At 70.8% G+C, this 21,493-nt stretch carries 18 protein-coding genes; 7 read left to right on the top strand and 11 right to left on the bottom strand.

The annotated features are described in order from the left end of the window. Positions 1-259: 259 nt before the first annotated feature. Both ACLQ26_RS26495 and ACLQ26_RS26490 read right to left on the bottom strand, forming a co-directional pair. The gene (locus tag ACLQ26_RS26495; RefSeq protein WP_425747023.1) at positions 260-1,777 is read right to left on the bottom strand and encodes an aldehyde dehydrogenase family protein; all 1,518 of its coding nucleotides are present in this window, start codon (positions 1,775-1,777) and stop codon (positions 260-262) included. After that, positions 1,774-2,979: a fumarylacetoacetate hydrolase family protein gene (locus ACLQ26_RS26490; protein ID WP_425747021.1), complete on the bottom strand. Its 1,206-nt coding sequence runs from the start codon at positions 2,977-2,979 to the stop codon at positions 1,774-1,776. The genes ACLQ26_RS26495 and ACLQ26_RS26490 overlap by 4 nt, the downstream gene beginning before the upstream one ends. 250 nt (positions 2,980-3,229) lie before the next feature. Between ACLQ26_RS26490 and ACLQ26_RS26485 the strand changes: the two genes are divergently transcribed. Further along, positions 3,230-4,018, top strand: coding sequence for an IclR family transcriptional regulator (locus tag ACLQ26_RS26485; RefSeq protein WP_425747020.1), 789 nt, complete (start codon positions 3,230-3,232; stop codon positions 4,016-4,018). Between the two features lie 89 nt (positions 4,019-4,107). Here ACLQ26_RS26485 and ACLQ26_RS26480 read toward each other — a convergent pair whose 3' ends face one another. Both ACLQ26_RS26480 and ACLQ26_RS26475 read right to left on the bottom strand, forming a co-directional pair. Then, complete coding sequence (locus ACLQ26_RS26480) at positions 4,108-4,653, bottom strand: carboxymuconolactone decarboxylase family protein (protein WP_425747018.1); 546 nt, start codon at positions 4,651-4,653, stop codon at positions 4,108-4,110. 169 nt (positions 4,654-4,822) lie between these two features. After that, positions 4,823-5,227, bottom strand: a complete 405-nt coding sequence (locus ACLQ26_RS26475; protein WP_425747016.1) for a winged helix-turn-helix transcriptional regulator — start codon at positions 5,225-5,227, stop codon at positions 4,823-4,825. 53 nt (positions 5,228-5,280) lie between these two features. On the opposite strand from ACLQ26_RS26475, the gene ACLQ26_RS26470 reads away from it, so the two are divergent. Further along, positions 5,281-6,096: an alpha/beta fold hydrolase gene (locus ACLQ26_RS26470; RefSeq protein ID WP_425747014.1), complete on the top strand. Its 816-nt coding sequence runs from the start codon at positions 5,281-5,283 to the stop codon at positions 6,094-6,096. Between the two features lie 83 nt (positions 6,097-6,179). Here ACLQ26_RS26470 and ACLQ26_RS26465 read toward each other — a convergent pair whose 3' ends face one another. Further along, positions 6,180-7,544 carry a BNR repeat-containing protein gene (locus tag ACLQ26_RS26465; RefSeq protein WP_425747013.1) on the bottom strand — a complete coding sequence of 455 codons (1,365 nt, stop codon included), beginning with the start codon at positions 7,542-7,544 and terminating at the stop codon, positions 6,180-6,182. A 158-nt stretch (positions 7,545-7,702) separates the two neighbouring features. Between ACLQ26_RS26465 and ACLQ26_RS26460 the strand changes: the two genes are divergently transcribed. Continuing rightward, on the top strand, positions 7,703-9,058 hold the full coding sequence (locus tag ACLQ26_RS26460) for a carbohydrate-binding protein (RefSeq protein ID WP_425747012.1): 1,356 nt from the start codon (positions 7,703-7,705) through the stop codon (positions 9,056-9,058). Between the two features lie 86 nt (positions 9,059-9,144). On the opposite strand, the gene ACLQ26_RS26455 is transcribed toward ACLQ26_RS26460, so the two are convergent. From ACLQ26_RS26455 to ACLQ26_RS26445, 3 genes are all read right to left on the bottom strand, one after another. After that, positions 9,145-12,330, bottom strand: coding sequence for a penicillin acylase family protein (locus ACLQ26_RS26455; RefSeq protein ID WP_425747011.1), 3,186 nt, complete (start codon positions 12,328-12,330; stop codon positions 9,145-9,147). 271 nt (positions 12,331-12,601) lie between these two features. Further along, the gene (locus ACLQ26_RS26450) at positions 12,602-13,387 is read right to left on the bottom strand and encodes a hypothetical protein (RefSeq protein WP_425747009.1); all 786 of its coding nucleotides are present in this window, start codon (positions 13,385-13,387) and stop codon (positions 12,602-12,604) included. Positions 13,388-13,601: 214 nt separating this feature from the next. Beyond that, positions 13,602-14,219, bottom strand: a complete 618-nt coding sequence (locus ACLQ26_RS26445; protein WP_425747008.1) for a TetR/AcrR family transcriptional regulator — start codon at positions 14,217-14,219, stop codon at positions 13,602-13,604. Positions 14,220-14,300: 81 nt separating this feature from the next. Here ACLQ26_RS26445 and ACLQ26_RS26440 point away from each other — a divergent pair, with 81 nt between their 5' ends. Both ACLQ26_RS26440 and ACLQ26_RS26435 read left to right on the top strand, forming a co-directional pair. Then, positions 14,301-14,729 carry a hypothetical protein gene (locus ACLQ26_RS26440; RefSeq protein WP_425747007.1) on the top strand — a complete coding sequence of 143 codons (429 nt, stop codon included), beginning with the start codon at positions 14,301-14,303 and terminating at the stop codon, positions 14,727-14,729. An 11-nt stretch (positions 14,730-14,740) separates the two neighbouring features. Next, positions 14,741-15,139, top strand: coding sequence for a hypothetical protein (locus tag ACLQ26_RS26435; RefSeq protein WP_425747006.1), 399 nt, complete (start codon positions 14,741-14,743; stop codon positions 15,137-15,139). A gap of 131 nt (positions 15,140-15,270) precedes the next feature. Here the strand turns inward: ACLQ26_RS26435 and ACLQ26_RS26430 are convergent, their stop codons facing one another. The 3 genes from ACLQ26_RS26430 to ACLQ26_RS26420 form a co-directional block, all read right to left on the bottom strand. Continuing rightward, on the bottom strand, positions 15,271-16,269 hold the full coding sequence (locus ACLQ26_RS26430; RefSeq protein WP_425747005.1) for an SMP-30/gluconolactonase/LRE family protein: 999 nt from the start codon (positions 16,267-16,269) through the stop codon (positions 15,271-15,273). 99 nt (positions 16,270-16,368) lie between these two features. Further along, complete coding sequence (locus tag ACLQ26_RS26425; protein ID WP_425747003.1) at positions 16,369-17,256, bottom strand: helix-turn-helix transcriptional regulator; 888 nt, start codon at positions 17,254-17,256, stop codon at positions 16,369-16,371. A gap of 131 nt (positions 17,257-17,387) precedes the next feature. Then, positions 17,388-18,182 carry a TIGR02452 family protein gene (locus ACLQ26_RS26420; protein WP_425747037.1) on the bottom strand — a complete coding sequence of 265 codons (795 nt, stop codon included), beginning with the start codon at positions 18,180-18,182 and terminating at the stop codon, positions 17,388-17,390. Here ACLQ26_RS26420 and ACLQ26_RS26415 point away from each other — a divergent pair. Then, a complete protein-coding gene (locus ACLQ26_RS26415) occupies positions 18,090-18,413 on the top strand; it encodes a hypothetical protein (RefSeq protein ID WP_425747039.1) in 324 nt (107 codons plus the stop codon). The genes ACLQ26_RS26420 and ACLQ26_RS26415 overlap by 93 nt on opposite strands. A gap of 114 nt (positions 18,414-18,527) precedes the next feature. Next, on the top strand, positions 18,528-21,422 hold the full coding sequence (locus tag ACLQ26_RS26410) for an ATP-binding protein (protein ID WP_425747002.1): 2,895 nt from the start codon (positions 18,528-18,530) through the stop codon (positions 21,420-21,422). Positions 21,423-21,493 lie beyond the last annotated feature (71 nt).

The raw sequence follows: 21,493 nt of genomic DNA, 5'->3' as shown, positions 1-21,493 counted from the left end.
GGGCCCTTGCGGGGGCCCCGCGCCCCCGAGGTGCCCCGTTCGGCCCCCCCCGGCGGCGCGCCCCCTGGTTTCACCCGGGGCGCGCGGCCGGACCTTTCCACCAATGGGAGTAGGTCAGCAGAACCAGGAATTGCCACGACTGCCACAATGGGTCGGCACATGGATTCGGAAAATCATGTCGACGACCATTCGGACGCGCTTCAGCGGCGCCAGTCGCGGGTGACCCGGAAACGCACCTGCGAGAGAGCGGCGGGCGCGATTATTCGGCCGCTGGCGTCAACCTCCCATCGACGCGCCGAGGAATGGCTGTGTATTCGTCGCGCAACTCCTCCGGAAGCACCCAGGCCGGGGCGCCCTGCCACGCCAACGGGCGGAGGAATCGTCGGATCGACGTCGCGCCCACCGACGTGTGCACCGCGTTCGTCGACGGCCAGGGTCCACCGTGGTGCTGGGCCCACGACACCCGTACACCCGTGGGGTAGCCGTCGAAGACGATGCGGCCCGCGCGGGCGGCGAGCACGTCGACCAACAGGCGTACGACGTCGGCGTCATCACCCGGGCCGCGATGGACGGAGCCGGTCAGCGACGGCGGGACGGCGTTCAGCGCGGCGTCGAGTTCGGCAGCGTCGTGATAGCGGACCACTACCATGAGCGGGCCGAAGCACTCGTCGGCGATCTCGGCGCTCAGGCCCGGCAGATCGACCTCCAGGAGCCTCGGTGCGGCGGTGAAGCCCGTACCGGGGTCGACCTGGGGCTGCGCCGAGAGCCGAGCGCCGGCCCGCTCGAACTCCGTAGCCCGGCGCTCGTACGCGTCCCGGATGCGCTCGTTGAGCAGGACCGTGCCGCCCGAGGTGGCGACCTTCTCCCGCAGCGTGTCGACCAGCCGGTCGCCGCCCCGATCCGACGGGATGAACGCCAGGCCTGGCTTGGTGCAGAGCTGACCACCGGAGGCGGTGAACGAGGCGAACAGGCCCTCGGCGATCTGGTCGGACCGGTCGGCGGCCGCGTCGGGCAGGACGACGATCGGGTTCACGCTGCTCAGCTCGGCGTACAGGGGAATGGGGTCGGCTCGTTCGTCGATGGCGGCCTGGATGGCGCGGGCGGCGTTCACCGAGCCGGTCAGGGCTGCCGCGCGGATCGCGGGGTGACGCACCAACGAGCGGCCGGCCTGCTCCCCGTACACGGTGGCGATCACCCCCTCGGGGCCGCCGATGTCGCGGATGGCCGAGGAGATCGCGGCGGCGGAGGCGTGCGAGGTCAACGGGTGGGACGGGTGGGCCTTCAGGACCGCGGGACAGCCGGCGGCGAGCGCGGCGGCCGTGTCACCGCCGGCGACCGAGAAGGCGAACGGGAAGTTGCTGGCCCCGAAGACGGCGACCGGCCCGAGGGGTACGAGCATCCGCCGCACGTCCGGGCCGGGTCCGAGCGGGGTGTCGGCGGCGTGGTCGATGGCCGCCTCGACGTACGCCCCGTCGCGCAGCACGTCGCCGAACATCCGGAACTGGACCGCGGCCCGGGTGAGCTCCTGGTCCAGCCGCGCGTGGGCCAGCCCGGTCTCCGCCTCGGCGGCCGCGACCAGATCCACCCGACGGGCCTGAAGAGACGCGGCGATCGCGTCCAGCAGGTCCGCCCGGCCGATCCTCCCGAGGCCTGCCAACCACCGCGTCGCCCGGGACGCCTGGCCGACGATCACCTCCAGCCGGGACTCGTCGGTCTCGGTGAGATCCGTCGCGCGACGCTTACCGTCGCGCGGATCGACCGTGCTGACCACGTTCACAGCAGTCCCCTCCTTGCCAGATTGCCCATGAGATCGCGGACGCCGAAGTGCCACGGCTCGCACTCCTGGGCGTGCCGCACCCGGTTGACCAGGGTGCCGAGTGCCGGGCAGCTGATGCGTACCACGTCGTCGATCTTGTGGGTGAAGCCCTCGCCGGGGCGGTCCCGGTCCTGGATGGGCGCGAACATGGTGCCGAGCATCAGGGCGGCGCCATCGGGATAGTGGTGGTGCGGGCCGATCAACTGCCGCACCAGATCCTCCGGGTCGCGCGACATCCGGGTCATCTCCGAGACCGCCTCCAGGAGGAAGCCGTCCACGCCGCGGACCTCCAGACGCACCTCGAGTTCGCGTACCCGTTGCATGCCGAACCGGCCGTCGAAGAGCCGGATCAGCGGGCCGAGGGCGCAGGAGGCGTTGTTGTCCTTCGCCAGGGGAAGCAGGAGCGCCGAGCGGCCCTCGATGTCGCGCAGGTTCACGTCGTTGCCGAGTGTGACGCCGACGATCCGGCCGCTGGACGCCACGATGAGGGTGACCTCGGGCTCCGGGTTGTTCCAGGTCGACGCGGCGAGCACGCCGACTTCGACGGCGGTGCCGACTGCGGAGAGGATCTGCCCCTTGGTGAAGATCTCGGCGTCCGGGCCGATCCCCACCTCCAGGTACTGGCTCCACATGCCCTCGGCGACCAGCAGGCTCTTGAGCCGCGCCGCCTCGGCCGAGCCCGGGTCCAGGTCGTACAGGTCGACGCCGATGTCGGCGAACATCCGTTGCCGGATGTCCGCCGCGAGCGCCAGGTCTCCCCGTGCCCGCTCCTCGATGACGCGTTCGATCATCGAGACGGGGAAGGTCACGCCGGCGGCCTTGAGCGCCTGGAGGTCGACCGGGGCGAGCAGCCAGGGCCGGCGACGGTCCCGGGTGGCGGTGCCCGTGTTGGCCAGGATCTCCGCGAAGTCGCCCACCCGCGCGCCGTCGAGCTCGGCCACTGTCGCCGCCGGGTCGGGTAGCTCGCAGATGTCCCGGATGGTGGGGAACCGGTGGCTGAGGTCGACGACCTCGCCGTTCCGGACGGCAACGGGCGTGGGGCCGTCGGCGGAAGGGTCCCAGATCCGGCCGATCAGGACGCTTTCCACGTCGTCCGGCAGCGCCTCGGTTGCCGTCCCGAACCAGTCCGCGCCGGTGGCCGGCCCTCGGGTCACCGCGAACACGTACTCGTTGTGGGCGTACGGGCGGTGGCGACCGGGCCGAGGGCACCTGTCGCCCTGGGGAAGCCGGAACGAGCGTGCTGATGACCCATCGTCACTCCACTGTTACGAGTTGGCGTCAACGAATGGAATTGCAACGATCGTAGCGACATACGCAACGCTGTCAAGTGACGATTGCGCATTGCGTCGCATCTATTGCACATGATGCAATGGCTGTCACGGTGCTGCCCGCCGCGCGAGGGGAGAAGCAGCCTTGGCGCAATCGATACGCCGCGCCATCGACCTCATCCGTCGATCGGCCGAACATCCGCTGTCCCTGACGGAGGCCGCGGACGTGCTCGGCGTCCACAAGTCCACGGCCCTGCGGATCCTGCAGACGCTGGAATCGGCTCGCTTCGTCCGCCGGACCGGGGCGGGCACGTACGTGCTCGGCAGCGGGCTCATCGAACTGTCCGAACTCGCGCTCGGCTCGATGGACCTGCGCCAGCCCGCCGCCGCTCACCTCCGCGCGCTGCAACGCGCGACAGGCCACACCGTGCACCTGGCACAACTGACCGGCGATGAGATCATCTACATCGACAAGGTGGACAGTCCGGCGTTCGACGCCGTCAAGCTGCCCTCGCGGATCGGACGTGCGGTGTCGCTCTACGCGAGCGCGGTGGGCAAGACGATCCTGGCCCACCTGCCGCGGGAGGAACGCGACCGTCTCCTCTCCCCCGTCGTCTTCGAGAGATTCACCGACACCACCCTGACCGACCACGACGCCCTCGACGCCGAACTCGCCCGCATCCACGAGCGCGGCTGGGCCGTGGACAACGGCGAGCACGACGCGTACGTGCTGTGCGTGGCCGCACCGATCAGGGATTCGCGAGGTCAGGTCATCGCCGCCGCCTCGATCACCGCGATCGAGGTCATCGCGAGCCTCGACCAACTGAAGAGCAACCTTCCGCTCCTCCTGGAGACCGCCGAGCAGATCTCGTACGAACTCGGCTACCCGCGGCCGTCCGTGGACCCGGACGCTGACGGCCGGTCCGCGCCCTGACGACGCGCGGCCCGGGCATCAGCGCTTGCCGTCCCGCCGGGCCGCCAGGGAAGACGGCGTACGGGGTGCGGGGTCGACCGGCTCTGCCATCAACCGGTGACGCCGTAGACAGCGGCACCCATCGGCTCGTCGACTTCCAGGTCGGCTGTCACGGCGACCCGCGCGATCATCATGTACTGCCCGATCACCATCAGGAGTTCGACCACCTCGCGGGGAGAGAGCAGTGCGGTCAGCGCGGCGAGGGTCGCACCGGATGGGCGGACGTCGCGGACGATTTCGGTGGTGAAACGCAGGACAGCCCGCTGGTCCGCCGAGAAACAGTCGGCCTCGATCTCGTCACGCCCGAGCGCGTGGATCATCTCGTCCGTGGCGCCGACGGAGCGGGCGATCGGCTCGTGCTGAACCCACTCGTACCTGACGTCACTCAGCCCGGCAACTCGCAGGATCGCGATCTCCCGGAGCAGCGGGGCGAGGGCCAGACCCTTGAGTAGCGTTCCTCCCCACCGCATCCAGGCTGGAAATGCCGTCTCCGCGTGGGCCATGACGCGGAAGAAGTTCAGGGGAAGCGCGGCCTGCAGCGCCTCGCGGACCGGCGCTGGGGCGTCGGTGGGGTTCACGTATGGAAGGCGGCTCACGACTTTCCCCTCATAAGCGGCATATCGCGCGTCACGGACCATATCCGATCCCGGGATGCTCCCGCCGCCGATCGGCTCGGGCAGACCGGCTGCCGGGCGTGACGCCCGGCGCCCACCCGGACATCAGACGTGCACGGCGTCGCACCGAGCCGGGGATCGCCGGGCGCCACTACTGGCCAGGACGACGACGAAACTCTTCGATGGAAGAAATGTGCTGCTCGGCCCACGCCCGGACCGCTGCCAGCGGGGCATCCAGGGAGAGACCCAGGCCGGTGAGCGCGTAATGGACGCGCGGCGGCACGCTCGCCTCGACCCGTCGGGTCACCAGACCATCGCGGCACAGGCTCTGCAGCGTCTGCGACAACATCTTGTTCGACACCCCTGGGGCGCGGCGGCGGAGCTCCGCGAAGCCGAGCTCCGCCGGATGGTTCTCCGCCAGCACCTTGATCAGCATCGACGTCCACTTGTCGCCGATCCGGTCGAGCAGCTGCCGGGTCGGGCACGCCGGGCTGAACAGATCCCCGGTTACCCCGGCCTCACCAGGTGGCGCGAAAGTGCCGTCTTGCCAAGTCATCAGGCATCTCCCATGTTAAGCAGGTAACCAATGGTAACCAGCGGAGGTCAGGCATGGAGTTGCGCAGAATCCGGACCAACGGCACCGAGTTGAACGTCGCCCTGGACGGCGCCGGCCCGCCGGTGCTGCTGATGCACGGCTGGCCACACACGTGGCAGGTGTGGCGGGACGTCCTGCCGTTGCTGGGTGGACGGCGCCGCGTCATCGCACCGGACCTTCGAGGGCTCGGCGACAGCGCTCGCGCGGCGGACGGCTTCGACGCGGCGACCGGCGCCGGAGACATGCTCGGCCTGCTCGACGCGCTGGGGGTCGAGCAGGCCGAGGTCGTGGCCCTGGACGCGGGCGTGCCCGCCGCTTTCCTGCTCGGCGCGCTGCACCCGGCCCGGGTACGCCGCCTCGTACTGATGGAGGCGGCGCTGCCCGGCCTGCCCGGCGGCTTCCCGGCACCACCGTGGTGGTTCGGCTTCCACTCGGCTCCCGGGCTGGCCGAGACGGTGCTCGAAGGCCACGAGGCCGAGTACCTCGACTTCTTCCTCGCGGCCGGCACCTTCGAGCGACGGGGGGTGCCCCCGCAGATCCGGGACGCGTTCGTCAGCGCGTACACCGGTCGTGAGGCACTGCGCTGCGGCTTCGGCTACTACCGCGCCGCCGAGCAGAACGTGACGGCGATCTCCGCGGCCGGCCGGCTGACCGTTCCCACCCTGGCCGTCGGCGGCAACACCGTCGGCGACCTGCTCCACCGGCAGCTCATCGGTGTTGCCGACGACCTAACCGGTGAGCTGATTCCCCGCAGCGGGCACATCGTGCCGCTGGACCGCCCGGACGCCGTCGCGCAGTTGCTCCGTAGTCACTCCGCCGTGTCCCGTTAGCCGAGCGCGGCAGTGTCGCGACGACTGCGTCACGAGCGGGAACCCGGTCTGCTCCCGCTCGTGGCCACCCCTGACCGGATCGGTCAGTTCCCGGCGCTGGTGAAGTTGAGGACGTCGATCCGGCTGCCGCCCTGATGCGGCGCGAAGACGCTGGCGATGTTGTTCGACTTCAGCAGGCGGTGGTCGAGCAGCGGATCGGAGGTGAAGGTCGCCGAGGACCGGTAGCGCACGGCCCAGTCCGACCAACCCGAGGCCCGGGACGCCGTCGCGACCTGCAATACGCCCGTGTTCGAGGCGGCGCTCACCACGAACAGATTGTCCCGGGAATCGACGCCGATGTCGCCGCGGCTGATGCCCGCCTGGTAGCCGAGGATTCGCTGGCGCCACTGGCCGGTCGCGGCCTCACGCCAGTAGTGCACGAGCACGGCGCTGGTGCGGGCGTTGGTGAAGACCGCGTCACTCGGCGCCGACGGCGGCAGGTGGGAGGCCAGGACGTGCACGTTCCCCGCCGAGTCGACGGTCTGCGACTCCTGGTTCATCAGGCCGCGGTTCTGCCCGATGGCCCAGAACCGCGCCGCGGCGGTGGTCGTCGAGATCGGGCTGGAGTCGGCGGTGCCGATCAACGCACCCGAACCACTACGCCACGTACGGCCCCGGTCCGTGCTGTACGCGTAGTAGAGATCGTGGTTGCTGCTCGCGTCGAAGGTCTCCCGGACGGTCCAGGTCATGTGCAGAACGCCCTGGCCGTCGTACTGGAAGCCGAACAGGTAGGCGTTGTTGCCGAGCGTGGTGCCGTTCATGATCTTGCCAACGAAACTCCACGCGCCGGCCCGATACTCGAACAGGACCTGGTTGCCGTTCCCGCTCTCCCCCGTGCGGATCGTCAGCTGCAGGTTGCCGTCGGGCATGGTGGTGAACTGCGGATAGGTCATGACTGCCATGTCCCGTCCGGCGAGGTTGTTCTGCACGGCGCCGAAGATGCCCGGCGACCAGGTGGCGGTGTCCGGTGAGGTGGCGATGCCGGCCACCGAGCTGCGGTAGCGGAACCGCTGGGAGTGCATGTCGAACGAGAGGTGGATGCTTCCGTCCACGTGCGAGAGCCCGATGCTGATCACGTTGTGCGAATCGGTGGTGGTGGTGCGGTAGTCCGTCAGGCGGATGGTCTGCCACGTGCCGTTCGTCGGACGCCGGGAGACGTTGACGTAGCCCTCGTCGTCCCAGAACGCCGCGTACTGCCACCGTCGGTGCGAGACGATGCCGTCCTGCTGGAACGACTCGCCGTTCATCAGGCCCGTGTAGCTCTCGGCGGTGCGGCCGTGGGTGGTCAGTGTGGTCGTGGTCGGCGTGCTCACCGTCGGGGAGGCCGCCGAGGCCGGGGAGCCTTCGGTGACCATCAGCAGGAGCCCGGCCAGCGCCGCGCCCGCTCCGTACCGTTTCAAGACCGTCATTCGACGATCCTCTCCTGGGTAGTGCCATCCTGTGCACCCCGGACCGCCGGCACTGACGATCCGCCGGCCGCCCGCGATCTGTAAACAACCCTTGCTATTAACCGTCGTGAACGTCAATATGTGGAGGTCGCGGGACGTCGATGCCTGGGGAGTGAGCCATGAGAAGCCGTCGGATTTTCGCAGTGGTAGCCGGGGCGGCGATGACTGTCACCGCCGCCGTCGCCTTCGTCCCCAGCAGCATGGCCGCCGTGTCCTCGGCGGACACTGTCGCGATGGTCGCCTGCGCCGCCCCGGTCTGGGCCGAGGGCGTCACCTACCAGGCGGGCACCCAGGTCACCTACGGCGGCCGGCTCTACCAGGCCCTGGTCACCCACACCGCCTACGCCGGCGCCGGCTGGAACCCCGCCGCGACCCCGTCGCTGTGGCGCGACCTGGGCGCGTGCTCGGGCAGCACTCCGCCGCCCAGCACGGCACCGCCAACCACCCCGCCGCCCACCACCCCTCCCCCCACCACGCCGCCACCGACCACCCCTCCCCCCACCACGCCGCCACCGACCGGTGGGACCTGCGCGGTGAAGTCGCGGCCCACCGGCAAGGTGTTGCAGGGCTACTGGGAGAACTGGGACGGTGCCGCCAACGGCGTACACCCCGGGCTCGGCTGGATCCCGATCACCGACAGCCGGCTCGGCCAGCACGGCTACAACGTGATCAACGCGGCGTTCCCGGTGATCCGCGCGGACGGCACGGTCCTCTGGGAGAACGGCATGGACGCCGGCGTCAAGGTCGCCACCCCGGCCGAGATGTGCCAGGCCAAAGCGGCCGGCGCCACCATCCTGATGTCGATCGGCGGGGCCGCCGCGGGCATCGACCTGAGCTCCACAGCCGTCGCCGACCGGTTCGTCGCGACGATCGTGCCGATCCTGACGGCCTACCACTTCGACGGCATCGACATCGACATCGAGACCGGCCTGACCGGCAGCGGCAGCATCAACACCCTGTCCACGTCGCAGGCCAACCTGATCCGGATCATCGACGGCGTGCTGGCCCGGATGCCGTCCAACTTCGGCCTGACCATGGCCCCCGAGACGGCCTACGTCACCGGCGGCAGCGTGGTCTACGGCTCGATCTGGGGCTCGTACCTGCCGATCATCAAGAAGTACGTGGACAACGGCCGGCTCTGGTGGCTGAACATGCAGTACTACAACGGCAGCATGTACGGCTGCGCCGGCGACTCGTACCCCGCCGGCACCGTGCAGGGCTTCACGGTGCAGACGCAGTGCCTCAACAACGGCCTCACCATCCAGGGCACCACCATCCGCGTGCCCTACGACAAGCAGGTCCCCGGCCTGCCCGCGCAGAACGGGGCGGGCGGCGGCTACCTGTCGACGTCACTTGTCACGCAGGCCTGGAATTCCGTGCCCGGCCTCAAGGGCCTGATGACCTGGTCGGCGAACTGGGACGGGTCGAAGGGCTGGACCTTCGGCGACAACGTCAAGCGCCTACAGGGCCGCTGACCGGTTACGGCCGGCCACGGTGAACGACGGGAGAGCCTGAAATGCCGGAGGGGCGGCGGAACCATCCGCCGCCCCTCCGAGCGAGGTCACCGTCCGTACAGTTCGAATTCGTAGAGCGAGAATCCGTACGAGGTGGCGCGCTTGACCCCGTACGCCCGCACGTAGCGGGCGGTGACCGGCGCGAAGGTGACGTTGTCGACGCCGCCGTTGCCGGCGGTGGTGGCGAACACCGGCGTCCAGGAGCTGCCGTCGCCGGAGACCTCGATCCGGTACGACGTCCCGTACGCGGACTCCCAGCGCAGCACCGCCCGGCTGACCGTGCGGGCCGCGCCGAGGTCGACCCGGAGCCACTGGTTGTCGTTGTAGCTGCTGGCCCACCGGCTGTCGAGGCTGCCGTCGACCGCCTTGCCCGGGGTGTAGCTGGTCAGGAACTGGGTGCTCGACGCGGTGGCCGAGCGCCCCTGGGCCAGGTTGGTGACGTCGTCGCCCCGGTGCGCCGGGAACGAGACGACCTGCTGGTAGGTGGGGCGGTTCTGCCAGGCGATCAGCGGCTGCGTGATGCCGCCGAGGCCGGACTGGGCGATCGAGTCGGCGCACCACTGGTCGCCGGCGGAGCAGGACTTGTCCCCCGGGTACACGGTGGTGGCCGGCAGCGCCGCGGCCTGGCCGAGCGCGTCGAGCAACGCCTGCCGGCACGCGCCGAGGTTGCCGTCGCCGCAGTACGCGCGGCCCAGCCCACCGGCCACCGGGTCACCGAGCACGGTGCGCAGGTCCCTGTCGACGTAGCCCCACCAGCCGTGCTGGAACGACGAACCCTTGTGCGCCTGCCCCTGCGGCACCCAGCTCACGGCGCCGTCGCGCCCGCCGTTCTGGCCGCCCGACGGCGCCTCGTTCACCTCGATGGCATCAACGAGCGCGGCGTACAGGTCGGGCCCGAGGCCGGGGCGGAACTCCGCCGAAGCCAGCAGGGGCCACCAGGCGTCGAAGATCCGGATGGCGTCGGCGTGCTGGTAGACCTTGGAGCCGGGCGACGTCTCCACCCGGCGGGTGCCGGCCTGCTGCCAGGCCCGCAGCTTGCCGATCGCGTCGGTAAACGCCGGGTCGGTGACCGGCGCGCTGTCCAGCACCCGCAGCAGTTCGCCGAGGACCTGCTGGCCACGCAGGTCGGTCACCGCCGCGTCCGCCATGATCTTCACGACGTCCGCGCGGCCGAGCTTGCGCTGGGCGATCGCGGCGCGCACCGGGCCGTCGAGCAACTGAGCACGGTGTACGGAGCCGAAACTGAAATTGCCGTCCGCGGCCCCGAAGTCCCGCGCCTGCTTGTTGTTCCAGCTGACGTAGTAGTCCTGGTTGACCGACTGCGGATGCGCTGACGCCGGAGCGTAGGTGGCGTCGTTGGTGTCCGGGTTCCAGCCGGCCCACTCGTACGCCGGCTCGGCCTTCGTGGGCAGGTTCGGGTCGGCGGTGGGCGGCCGGATCGGGTTCGAGCCGGAGTTGAAGTACGCCGCCTCGGTCGAGTTGACGTAGAACCAGTTGAACGCGTACCCGACGCTGGTGGCGGACGCCTGGAACGCCGCCGCGTTGCCCATCGCCGACGGGTCGTTGAAAGCCTGGAAGCCGATCGCCGAGTCGGCCTCGTGCCGGTAGGTCGAGCGCAGCTTGGTGAACGCGGTCGGCTGCCCGTTCACCAGCCCCCGGTACGCGACGAGCCCGTACTTCGTGCGCAGCGCGCGCAGCGTGTACGCGCCGGCCGGGGTGGAGTCGGCAAGCGTCGGCGACCAGGAGTTGCGCTGCTCCAGCGCCTCCATGGCGAGGCACTGCCCGCGGTAGAGGTAGCGGTTGGTACGCAGCGTCGGCGCGCTGCCGTCGGTGGTGCACAGCGGCACCGCGTACGTGTCGGTCAGGTCCTGGGAGGCGGAGGTGGCGCTCCACGCGTAGTCCTGGCCGCGGCCGAGCAGCACGTAGAGGTTCAGACCGGCGAACGCGGCGCCGCGCGCGCTGATCCCCGGCCCCTGCAACTCCTGGAGCATCAGGAGTTGCGGCGCGAAGTAGCCGGTCTGCGGCCCGAACACGGCGATCGGGTTGCCGGTGGTGGTGTGCCGCCCGGAGACCACCACCGCGTTTGACATGCCGTGCGCGCGCAGGTTGGACAGGCCGCCCAGCAGCCCCTGGGTGGCGGTGCTGGCGCCGGTGCGGGCGGCGGCCCCACCACTGGCGTCGTACGCGAGAGGCTCGGCGACCACCGAGCCGGCGTCGGGGAGCACCGCGCTTGTCGCGCCCGACGGTGTCGCCCCGTACGGGAAGCTCTGCCCGTCGTGCAGGGTGAGGACGGTCTCCGGGTCGTTCTGCGACCGGAACGCCGCCCATACGCGGTCGCCCTCGGTGGCGCCGTACTTGGCCCGGGCGGCCACCCGGACCAGCGCGGACTGGATCTCGCTGCCGCCGCCTCCACCGAACAGCCCGCCGATCACCCCGGCGGTGGCGATCAGGTCGGTCATGGTGAAGTGCTTCGGCTTGCCGGCGCCGGCGAGCACGTACTCACCCGGGTAGTTGTCGTCGGCGATCGACTTGTCGATGTAGGCGTTGATGCCGGCGATGTAGTCGACCACGTCGGTGTAAAGCTGCTGGCCCCGGGCGCCCTTGGTGCGCAGCGCGTCCACCTGGGCCTGCAGGTCCGCCTCCGTGTAGGGCGAGTTGGCCCAGACGCTCTGCTCCAGCTCCCGGTTGCCCGGCGCGCCGCCGGCGAACGAGGTGACGTTGCCCCGGCCGACGTGCCGCAGCAGGTCCATCACCCACAGCCGGTCCTGGGCCCCGGCGTACCCGGCGCCGAACATCGTGCCGGCGCGGGTGGTGCCTGTGACGTGCGGGACGCCGGTGGCCCTGTCCCGCACGATGGTGACGTCCGCGCGCGGCGACACAGTGCTCTCGACCTGCGCGGCCGGCACTCCGAACGAGGCATCGTTGTAGAAGTGGCCGATCTGCTCGTCGGTCAGCCCGGCGTAGTTGTAGACCAGGTTCGCGTACTCGTCGAGCTGGTCACTGGAGTGCGCCGGGCGGGTGCCGAGCGCCTGGTGCGCCAGGATGGCGACGAGCGTGGCGTTGCCGTTCTGCCCGGGGGGCAGGATGTCGGCGCACTGGCCGAGGCAGTAGTCGTTGGCGGCGAACGTGCTGGCGGCCAGCGCCGGTGACGGCGGGGTCACCGTCAGGACGCTCGCGGTCAGGGCGGCGGCGGTGAACGCCGCGAGCCGGTTACGGAGAGCGGGACGGGGCATGGCGATCCTCCGGGGACGCGGAGTCGGGCCGTTCGGGTACGCCCGGCTGCCGGTGCCGATCTCTCGCCCTCCGCGCCCGGACGTTCCACTAGGAGGTGAGACTGACTCATGTCTATCTCCGGGCAATGATCGACGCAGGATCGCCGTCCCGGATAGCCGTCGTTCACCACGCGCCAATGCCGACGTTTCGCCGTCTTCCGGACCGGACGCATGAGGATCCGGACACGGAGACAGCAGCTAGGGCCTGCGTCAAAGTCCTCGGTCGACCCGCTCAGGCCACGGCCGGTGACGGGGCCGTCGGAACGGATGATCTGCTGAGGCCCACGACGAGCAGCAGGTACCCGGTCAGTTCGACCATCGCCGTGAGCGCCGGCATCGGTTGCGGCAGGGACAGCGTGGGCGTGATGGCGTACCAGGCGAACACGGCGTTCTCGCTGCTGGCGTACAGGGGCATTGGGACCGTGGCGATGCAGGTGTCCAGCAGCGGCAGCGCCGTGAGGGCCAGCAACACCGCGCCGATCGCGGCGAGCCGTCGACCGTGGCCGGCAAGCGCCGAGGCGAGCGCCAGCGCGGTTATCCCGAGGATCAGGGGCGGCAGGACCGCCGTGATCAGGTCGGCCATACCGGCGCCGGATCCTCGCCGAGTTTCCGCGTCGGCGGCACTTCGGACGGCAACGATACGGACGGCCGCGTACCCGATGATCAGCGCTGCCCCCACGACACCCGGCACCACCCATCGTCGATGCCAGCCACCGCGGCGCCACGCGACGAGCAGCACCCCGACTGCGACCATCGCGGGCCAGCAGAGGGAGAGACCCGACTCCAACGCGGACGGTGCCTCGGGCGCGGAGCCGGGCACGAGCACCTGCCAGCCGTAGTCGGCGCTGTCCCGAGGGGCCGGCATCGTCCGGACCGCGTCCACGAGCAGCACCGCGAGGGCTGCCCCCAGCGCCCATCGGGAGCGCGGCGGTCGACTGACCACCGCGTAGGCAAGGAGCAGACCGAGGCTCCCCACCTCGGCGTAACGCCAGATCGGACGGGCCGTCAGGACACCCACAACATGAAAGACGGCGCACGCAGCCGCAGCGGACAGGAGGAGAAGCCGAGGACGCACGGGCGCATCCTGCCAGGGTGCTGATGTGGGGCGCAGCCCGCCGAGGGCGGAACCTCGCCGTGCACCCGCGTCGGGGAGTTGGTGGGTACCGACCATCAGCCGCGACGCGTGGCGTTGTCGATGCACGCTCTCTGCGGGGTTGCGGCCAACCGCACCGTCAGCGCAGCAGCGCCATCCGGTCGATGACGGAGTCGCGCAGCTCCGGTGGCCACGGGAACAGCGGCGCCGCCACCTGGAGCTGCGCGAATCCGTGCAACGCCACCCAGAGCGCCGTCGCATCACGGAAGGGGTCCGCGCTGGCGGACCGGCCCGCCGCGACGCAGTCGGCGAGCGTACGCCGGAAGATCTCGAACGCTCCCATGCCGAGAACGGAGAGCTCGTCGGCCATGCCCGGGGCCCGCTCAAGCGCCTGCCCGGCATCCCAGACGGCGCCGAACATCAGCCGGTACTGCTGCGGCCGGCGTTCGGCGAAGGTCAGGTAGGCCGCGCAGATCGCGCGCAGGCGCTCGACCGGATCCGCGTCATCCGGCGTGCCCAACTCCTGCTCCAGGATGCCGAACGCGCGTTGCGCGACCGCGAGCAGGATCGAGTCCAGGTCCGGGAAGTGCGGATAGATCGACGGCGCGGAGATGCCGGCCTGCCTGGCGATCCCCCGCAGGGTCACGTTCTGCGGCGTGCCGTCCTCCAGCAGCCTCATCGCGGCGTCGACGATCTCGTCGCGCAGCTGGGCGCCTTCGCCGCGCTTGTTGCGGGCCCGCATTCTCGGTGTGGTCACCCCTCTGACTTTACAGACGTTAGGCGAGCGCGTAAGTTAACGGTTGTAAGTTCACAGCCGTTCTCCAAGAATGGAGCTCTCATGACCGCCGCGACCGCTACCCGAATCGACATCGCCGCCCCCGCCCACCGAGCAGACCTCGTCGGCCGTGGGCTGGCGGCCCTCGCCTCACTCGCCACCGGCGTCGCGTTCGTCAACGGCGTGCTACTGACCATCAACGCCAGCGACGACCGTCTGTTCGTCGAGGGCTGGCGGGTCTCCAGCTTCGGCATCTTCGCCGCGCTCTTCGCCCTGCTCGCGGTGCGGCCCCGTCAAGCGGCAGGCGTCTGGGAGATCGTGCTCGCCGGCAAGACCGCCCTCGTCGTGTTCGGGGCGCTGATCGGAGACGTCCCCGAGGCACGCCTGTCAGCCATCATCGACTTCGGGCTCGTCGCCGTCGTCGCGGCTGCCTACGTGCTGTGTCGCGGCTGGCTGGCATGGCGTCCCGCGATCACCGACCCCACCCGCTGACGGGGACGACAATGCCCTCCACCGCGTCTCCCCATACCCGGCGAAACCGCGCCGACCGGACTGCCGTCATCTCGATCTGGGCCGTCCCGGTCCTCGTCATCGGCCAGTTCGCCATGCTGGCCATCGTCCCGGTCGTCCTTGCGCTGATCGTGAGCCTGCGGCACGCCCACCTCCGCGGCCTACGCCGCTGGACCGTCACGCTCGCCACCGCGTACGCCGCACCGCTGATCCTCTGGGCCATCGGGCCCGACCGCGCCCCGAGCCTGTCCAAGGACATGCACCCGTTCTTCGCCGCGCTGATCGTCATGGCCGCGCTGGCCGCGGGTACGGTCTTCCACCTCGGTCGTCGGCGCCCGCGCACGCCCGACGGGTCGTCGAGCGGAGGGCCCGACCTCCGGGCCGCGCGGTGACCGAGCCACCTCTCCCCCCGCGTGAGCGGAGGCGTCGGATCGCCCGTCCCCGTCATCCGACGGTGGCGGGCGATCCGAGTATTCAGTACCGAGGGAACGGGCCCCACTGCTTGACGGCGACGCTCAGCGGATCAGCGGCCCGGCAGGGTGGCCAGTGCCAGGTTGGGGTCGACGCCTGTCGTGTACGCGGCACTGAGCACGTAGACGGTGCGGCCCCGCACGGCCACCGAGGTCGGGTTCTGCAAGCCGTCGGCGGCGGTCAGCAGCGTCCGGGAACGGCCTGCCGCGTCGATGCTGACCACGGTGTTCGGGCCGTTCAGCGTGGCGACGACCTGTCGGTCGCCGACACCGGCGAAGGCGAAGTCGTCGATGCCGACCAGGCCGGTCGCCGCCACCCGGACGGGCCCGGACCGGCCGTGCCGCACCGCAATGCGCAGCAGCGTGCCCCGGTCGAGGTTTGTCGCCCAGATCGCGCCGGCGCGTACCTTGATGCCGTTGGCACCGAGGAAACCCGCCGCGGCCAGCTCGGGCGCCGAGGACCAGACCTCGGCACGGTCGCCGTCCAGGGGAACGGTGGAGATCGTGCCGAGCACCGAGTCGGTGAGGTAGAACCTCCGAGCCTCCGCGTCGAACGCCAGGCCGTTGGGCAGCCCGTCGGCCGGCAGAGCCGCGATGCGGTACGGGGTCCCGCCGGGGCGTAGCCGGTACAGACCTGTGGAGGCGGCATCACCGCTCGCGTACAGGAAGTAGAGAGTGCCGTCGATCATCCGGACGATGCCCGTGGTCAGCGCGAACGCGAGCACCGGGGTGTTGACGCCGCCATCGGCGGGGGCCGGCAGGGTCGCCAGGATCCGCGTACCACCGGACGGGGTGACAGCGGCGACCTGTCGAGCCGCCGCGAAGGTGACGTAGGCGGTGCCGTCCGGACCGACCGCGACGTTCTCCGGCATCTGTCCCTTCGACAGGTCGAAGTGGTTCGTGATCCGCGAGGGCGCGGCGGACGCTCGGGCCGACCCGACGGTACGGGCCCCCGCGGTGGCGGCCGGCGCGGCGCTCGACGGTACGACCGTCACGACGCCGATTCCCGCTGCGGCGACGGCGACTGCGAGGGTCATCGTTCTCTTGCGCATTTGTGTCCTCACTGAGGCTGATGGTGCTGGGCTGGAAAAGGGCGCGACGGGTCCGGCGCTCCTTTCGGAGCACCTCGGGTCGAGCCGATGGGAACGGCGCTATTCGCGCCTGGTGAGCGGCTGCGCAGCGCCGGCACGGGTGGTGACGGCGCCGTGCACGAGCAACGTCATCGCGGCGTGCGATGCCGAACCGGGTTCGGTGGTGGCGATGACAACTGTCTGATCGTCGTCGGTACGCAGGGTCTGCTGCGTCACGTCCATGGCGCCGACCAGCGGGTGACGCATCTGGTAGACGCTGTCACCGCCGACCTTCACCCGGTGGTCGGCCCACATGGTCGCGAACTCCGGGCTGCGCACCGTCAACTCACCTACCAGCGCGGCCATCAGCGGGTCGTCCGGGTGCTGTCCGGAGGCCATCCGCAGCGTCGCCACCACCGCGCGGGCCTTGGTGGGCCAGTCCGCGTACAGGTCGCGGGTGTGCGCGTCCAGGAACACCAGCCGCGCCATGTTCGGGTGCGGGTTCGGCCGCTGGGGGATCCCCGGATTCAGGTGACCGGCGAACAGGGCATGACCGGCGGTGTTCCAGGCCAGCACGTCGGCGCGGCGACCGAGCACCACCACGGGTACGTCACCGAGCGTCGCGACGAGTTGGCGTACCGCCGGGCTCACCCGCTCCGCGGCCGGGCGACGCACGGCAGGCGGGCGGCGGGTCCCGGCCGCCAACTCGGTCAGGTGGCGGCGTTCCGCGTCGTCGAGCCGCAGCGCCCGGGCGAGCGCGTCGAGCACCTCGGGTGAGGCGTTCACGGCCTGCCCCTGCTCCAGCCGCGAGTAGTACGACACGCTCACCCCGGCCAGCAGGGCCAACTCCTCCCGGCGCAGCCCTCGCACCCGGCGCCGCTCGCCGTACGTCGCCACGCCGGTGTCCTCCGGCCGCAGCTGGGAGCGCCGGGCCTGGAGGAAGTCACCGAGCTGTCCTCTCGCCTTCATGGCTCGAAGTATTGCGAGCCCCGCCCGTGCCAACCACTCCCCACCAGGGGTAGGCACCGCAGGGCGAGGCAGCCCGTCCGGCCGGCACTACTCCCCGGGCCAGACGTTGGTGGCCGGTAACGACGTGCCGCTCACCGGCGCTCGCCACCCACCGCCGGATCCGCGGGGGTTGCCGGAAAGCGTTCCGCGAACGTGCGCAACACAGGTGTTCCCGGCACGTTGTCGCGGATGGCGAACACCACGTGGTCGAAGCGATCGACCTCCCGCAGCGCGGCGGCGAAGGCGTCGGCGACCGTGGCGGGATCGTTGCGGAACACGCCACATCCCCACGCGCCCAACACCAACGTCCGCTGTCCGTGCCCGGCCGCGACCTCCAGCACCCGGCGCGCCCGTCGGGCCAGCACCGCCGGTACGTCCGCCACGTGGTCGGGTTGGTTGCGCAGGATCGCGCCCAGGTTCGGCGCCGCGGCGGTCAGGAACGACGTCGTGTACGGCTGGTCGAGCAGATCTCCCCTGTAGTCGCGGAACACCGGCACGTCCGGGGAGAAGATGACGCGATCGCTGTACCGCAGGTCCCGCTGTTCGCTGTGGAACGCGTAGAACTGCGGGGCGGCGAGGAGACACGGGTACAGCGCCGAGGAGCGGGCGACGCTCTCCTCCTGGGCCTGCGCTCCGCTCAGGAACCCACCACCCGGGTTCTTCGCCGAGGCGAACACCAGGCAGGCCGCTCCGGGCGCCAGTCGACGGGCTGCCTGCAACGTCGACTCGTTCGTCACCTCCACCCTGCCTTCGCCGGGCTCCGCGTCTCCCGCCGCGGGGACCTCGTGCGGTAGGTGGAGACGAGTGCCGGCAACTGCGGCACGTACCATCTCGCCGATGCCGACCTCGGCACCGGCGGCATTGCGGTAGCGACCCGAATCGGCGATCGCGACCGTCTGTCGGGCAATCTCGCGAAGACGACCGCTCATCGGGCGCGCCCGGGCACGCTACGACACTCGTTCCCCATGGTGAGCAAGCTAGGCAGTCTGGCCCCGGCGGGCAACCGGGTTGGTGCGCAGTTCTCGGGCACGCCTGCGGCTGGCGTCGATGATGTCGGGGCGGAGCAGGTGGCCGAAGCCGGCGCGGGTGCTGGTGGTGTCGAGTGCCGCCTGCGATGAGGATCCCGCACCGGGGCACTTGTGTCCGAGCAGCGAAAAGCGAGATCATCACGCATGCTCGACCCCTCCTCCGAGGACGACGGAACTGCACCGACCGTTTCCACGCCGCATTTCGTGGGTCGTGAACGGGAGATGGCGGCGCTTCGGGGTGCCCTGGCCCGGCCACCGGCGATCGTGCTTGTGGAGGGCGAGGCGGGGATCGGGAAGAGCCGACTGGTGCGCGAGTGGCTGGCCGCGCCGGAGAGGCGCAGCGCCCTGGTCTCGGTGTGTCCGCCGCTTCGCGAATCGCTGACGCTGGGGCCGATCGTCGACGCGTTCCGTGCGATCGACCGACCGGTGTCGCGGTTGCGGCTCACCGAGCTCGCGGGCGCGTTGCGGCCCCTGTTCCCGGAATGGTCCGCGGACCTGCCGCCCGCCCTACCGCCCCTGGACGATGCGAAGGCGGCACGGCATCGCCTGTTCCGCGCCCTGGACGAGCTGCTGCGGGCGCTGCGTGTCGACGTTCTCGTGCTCGAGGACGCGCACTGGGCCGACGAGGTGACCCTGGAGTTCCTGCTGTTCGTCACCTCCCGACAGCAGACGGACGGGCCCAGCCTCGTCATCTCCTACCGGCCGGAGGAGGTGCACGACGGATCGCTGTTGCTGCGGCTGACGTCCCGGTTGCCCGCCGGCGTGACCCAGCTGAGGATCGCCCTGGCGCCCATGCGACCCGACGACACGGCGGCGCTGGTGTCCTCGATGCTTGACGGGAACCCGATATCACCGGAGTTCACGACGTTCATGCACGAGCGGACGGGTGGCGTTCCGCTGGCCGTGGAGGAGTCGGTCCGCCTCATGTGCGACCGTGCCGACCTCGTCTTCCGGGGCGGACAGTGGGTCCGGCTGAAGCTGCGCGAGCTACAGGTGCCGCCGACGGTGCGCGACTCCACCCGGGAGCGGGTGGGTCGCCTGTCGCCAACGGCGCAGCAGGTGTTGCGTGCCGCGGCCACGTTGGTGGAGCGGTCGTCGCTGGCCACGATCGCGATGACTGCCGGTCTGTCACCGACTGCCTGCCGAACCGCCGTCGCGGAGGCGGCCGGCGCCGGCGTCCTGGACGCGGACGACCGTGGCCGGTGGCGATTCCGGCATGTGCTGGCCGCCACGGCTGTCTACGAGGCGATCCCGCTTACCGACCGCAGGCATTTCCACCTGCTGGCCGGCCGGGCTCTGGAGGACATTCATCCGCCGGCCGTGGCACGCCTTGCCCACCACTTCCGCGAGGCGGGCGAGACGCAGTCCTGGGCGCGGTACGCCGAGCAGGGCGCCGAACTGGCCATGGCCTCGGGTGACCACACCAAGGCTGTCGACCTGCTTGTCGATCTGATGTCGTGGGCCGTCCTGCCGCCGGTGGATCGGGCACGGGTCGCACGCGTCGCCGGAGTCGCCGCACTGGGCCGTCGTGAACAGGTCGACGCGGTCTACCACCGCGTGATCCGTACCCTGCGCTCGGTGTTGGAGACTCCCGGTCTCTCCGCCCGCCAACAGGCCGAGATCCGCAACCCCCTGGGCCGGCTTCTGATCACCGGGGGTGAGGCGCAGGCCGCACTCAGCGAGCTGGAGCAGGCGGTGGCCAACCTCGATCATGATCCGGTCGAGGCCGCCCGGGCAATGACCTACCTCGGCTGGGCCTATGCCGGCCCGTGGCCGGCGTCGACGCATCGGCGTTGGCTGGATCGCGCCGCCGAACTCGCCGCCGCGTTCGACTCTCCCGCGGAGCGGCTGAACCTGGCCGGCAACCGAGCCGCGGCGTTGCTCATGCTCGGCGAGGAGGAGGCCTGGGATGTCGTCGCGGACCTCCCCGTCGACGGCACGACCGCGGCGGAGCGTCTCGACGTGGCCCGCATCCACGCGAATGTCGGGACCGGCGCGCTGATCTGGGGCCGGTACGCCGACGCCGAGGAGCACCTTGGCGTGGCCGAGCGCCTTGCCGAGGCCGAACAGGCGTCCCGGTTGCAGCACAACGTTCGACTCGAACAGGCCAACCTGGCGTGGCTCACCGGTCGGTGGGAGGGTCTCGCCGACCGAAGCGCGGCACTCGCCGACGCCGACCGCGACCGGCCGGCGCACTACCTCGGCAGCATTCGGCTCGCTGCCCGGCTGGCAGCCGCGGCCGGACGGCGGCGCGCAGCGGAGGAGCAGTTCCGGCTGGTCCTTGAGGAGTCTGCCCGTCTCGGCGCGGCCGACGACACGATGGAGGCCGCCGCCGCGCTGGCCAGACTGTGGCTGACGGACGGAAACAGCATCCGGGCGCTGCAGATCACCAACGAGCCGATGGACACGGTCCGACGAAAGGGCATCTGGATCTGGGCGACGGACCTCGTCCCCGCCCGGGTCGAGGCGCACCTCGCCGCGGGCGACCGGAAGGCCGCGACACGCCTGGGTGACCAGTTCGCCAGAGGACTGCGTGGCCGTACGGCGCCAGCGCCTCGCGCGGCGCTCGCCGTGTGCCGTGCCCTGCTGCTCGCCGCGGCCGGAGACCACGCCCGCGCGGCGACGGCCTGGGATCGTGCGGCGCGCGCCTGGAGCGCGTTGCCGCGCCCCTACGACGCCATGCTCTCCCGCGAGCGTCACGCCGAGGCTCTCATCGCGCACGGCCGGCTCGACCAGGGCCGCGAGCTGCTGGCGACACAGTACGAGCAGCTGTTCCGGCTCGGCGCCCGAGGCGATGCGGACCGTGTCGCGCAGCGGCTTCGCGAACACGGCGCCGAGGTCCCGCGACTGTGGCGCGGTGGCCGACGCGGGTACGGCGACCAGCTCTCGCCGCGCGAGCTCGACGTCGTCCAACTGGTCGTCGCCGGTAAGACGAACCGGGAGATCAGCCGGATCCTGGCCAAGTCGCCGGCCACAGTGGATCAGCAGCTGCGGGCGGCGATGCGCAAGTTGAAGGTGAGCTCCCGGACCGCGCTCGCGGTCAAGGCGGTGGAGGCCGGCGTGTTCGCGGAAGAGGCCTCCCGCGACGACGCTTCGTGAATATTGACGTATCCGCTGGATAGCGAAGGTCACTCGTCCCGCCGAGCATGAGTCCATGATCCATAGCCATT

It is taken from the genome of Micromonospora sp. DT43 (assembly GCF_049841645.1).
Taxonomy (GTDB): domain Bacteria; phylum Actinomycetota; class Actinomycetes; order Mycobacteriales; family Micromonosporaceae; genus Micromonospora.
Note: the sequence above shows the minus strand (reverse complement) of the source record. Positions and strands in the feature narration are given on the sequence as shown.

What these genes read in the sequence shown, in the direction of transcription:
- ACLQ26_RS26475 (WP_425747016.1), bottom strand. Translation starts at nt 5,227, where the DNA reads ATGACTTGGCAAGACGGCACTTTCGCGCCACCTGGTGAGGCCGGGGTA.
- ACLQ26_RS26470 (WP_425747014.1), top strand. Translation starts at nt 5,281, where the DNA reads ATGGAGTTGCGCAGAATCCGGACCAACGGCACCGAGTTGAACGTCGCC.
- ACLQ26_RS26465 (WP_425747013.1), bottom strand. Translation starts at nt 7,544, where the DNA reads ATGACGGTCTTGAAACGGTACGGAGCGGGCGCGGCGCTGGCCGGGCTC.
- ACLQ26_RS26460 (WP_425747012.1), top strand. Translation starts at nt 7,703, where the DNA reads ATGAGAAGCCGTCGGATTTTCGCAGTGGTAGCCGGGGCGGCGATGACT.
- ACLQ26_RS26455 (WP_425747011.1), bottom strand. Translation starts at nt 12,330, where the DNA reads ATGCCCCGTCCCGCTCTCCGTAACCGGCTCGCGGCGTTCACCGCCGCC.
- ACLQ26_RS26440 (WP_425747007.1), top strand. Translation starts at nt 14,301, where the DNA reads ATGACCGCCGCGACCGCTACCCGAATCGACATCGCCGCCCCCGCCCAC.
- ACLQ26_RS26435 (WP_425747006.1), top strand. Translation starts at nt 14,741, where the DNA reads ATGCCCTCCACCGCGTCTCCCCATACCCGGCGAAACCGCGCCGACCGG.
- ACLQ26_RS26430 (WP_425747005.1), bottom strand. Translation starts at nt 16,269, where the DNA reads ATGCGCAAGAGAACGATGACCCTCGCAGTCGCCGTCGCCGCAGCGGGA.
- ACLQ26_RS26425 (WP_425747003.1), bottom strand. Translation starts at nt 17,256, where the DNA reads ATGAAGGCGAGAGGACAGCTCGGTGACTTCCTCCAGGCCCGGCGCTCC.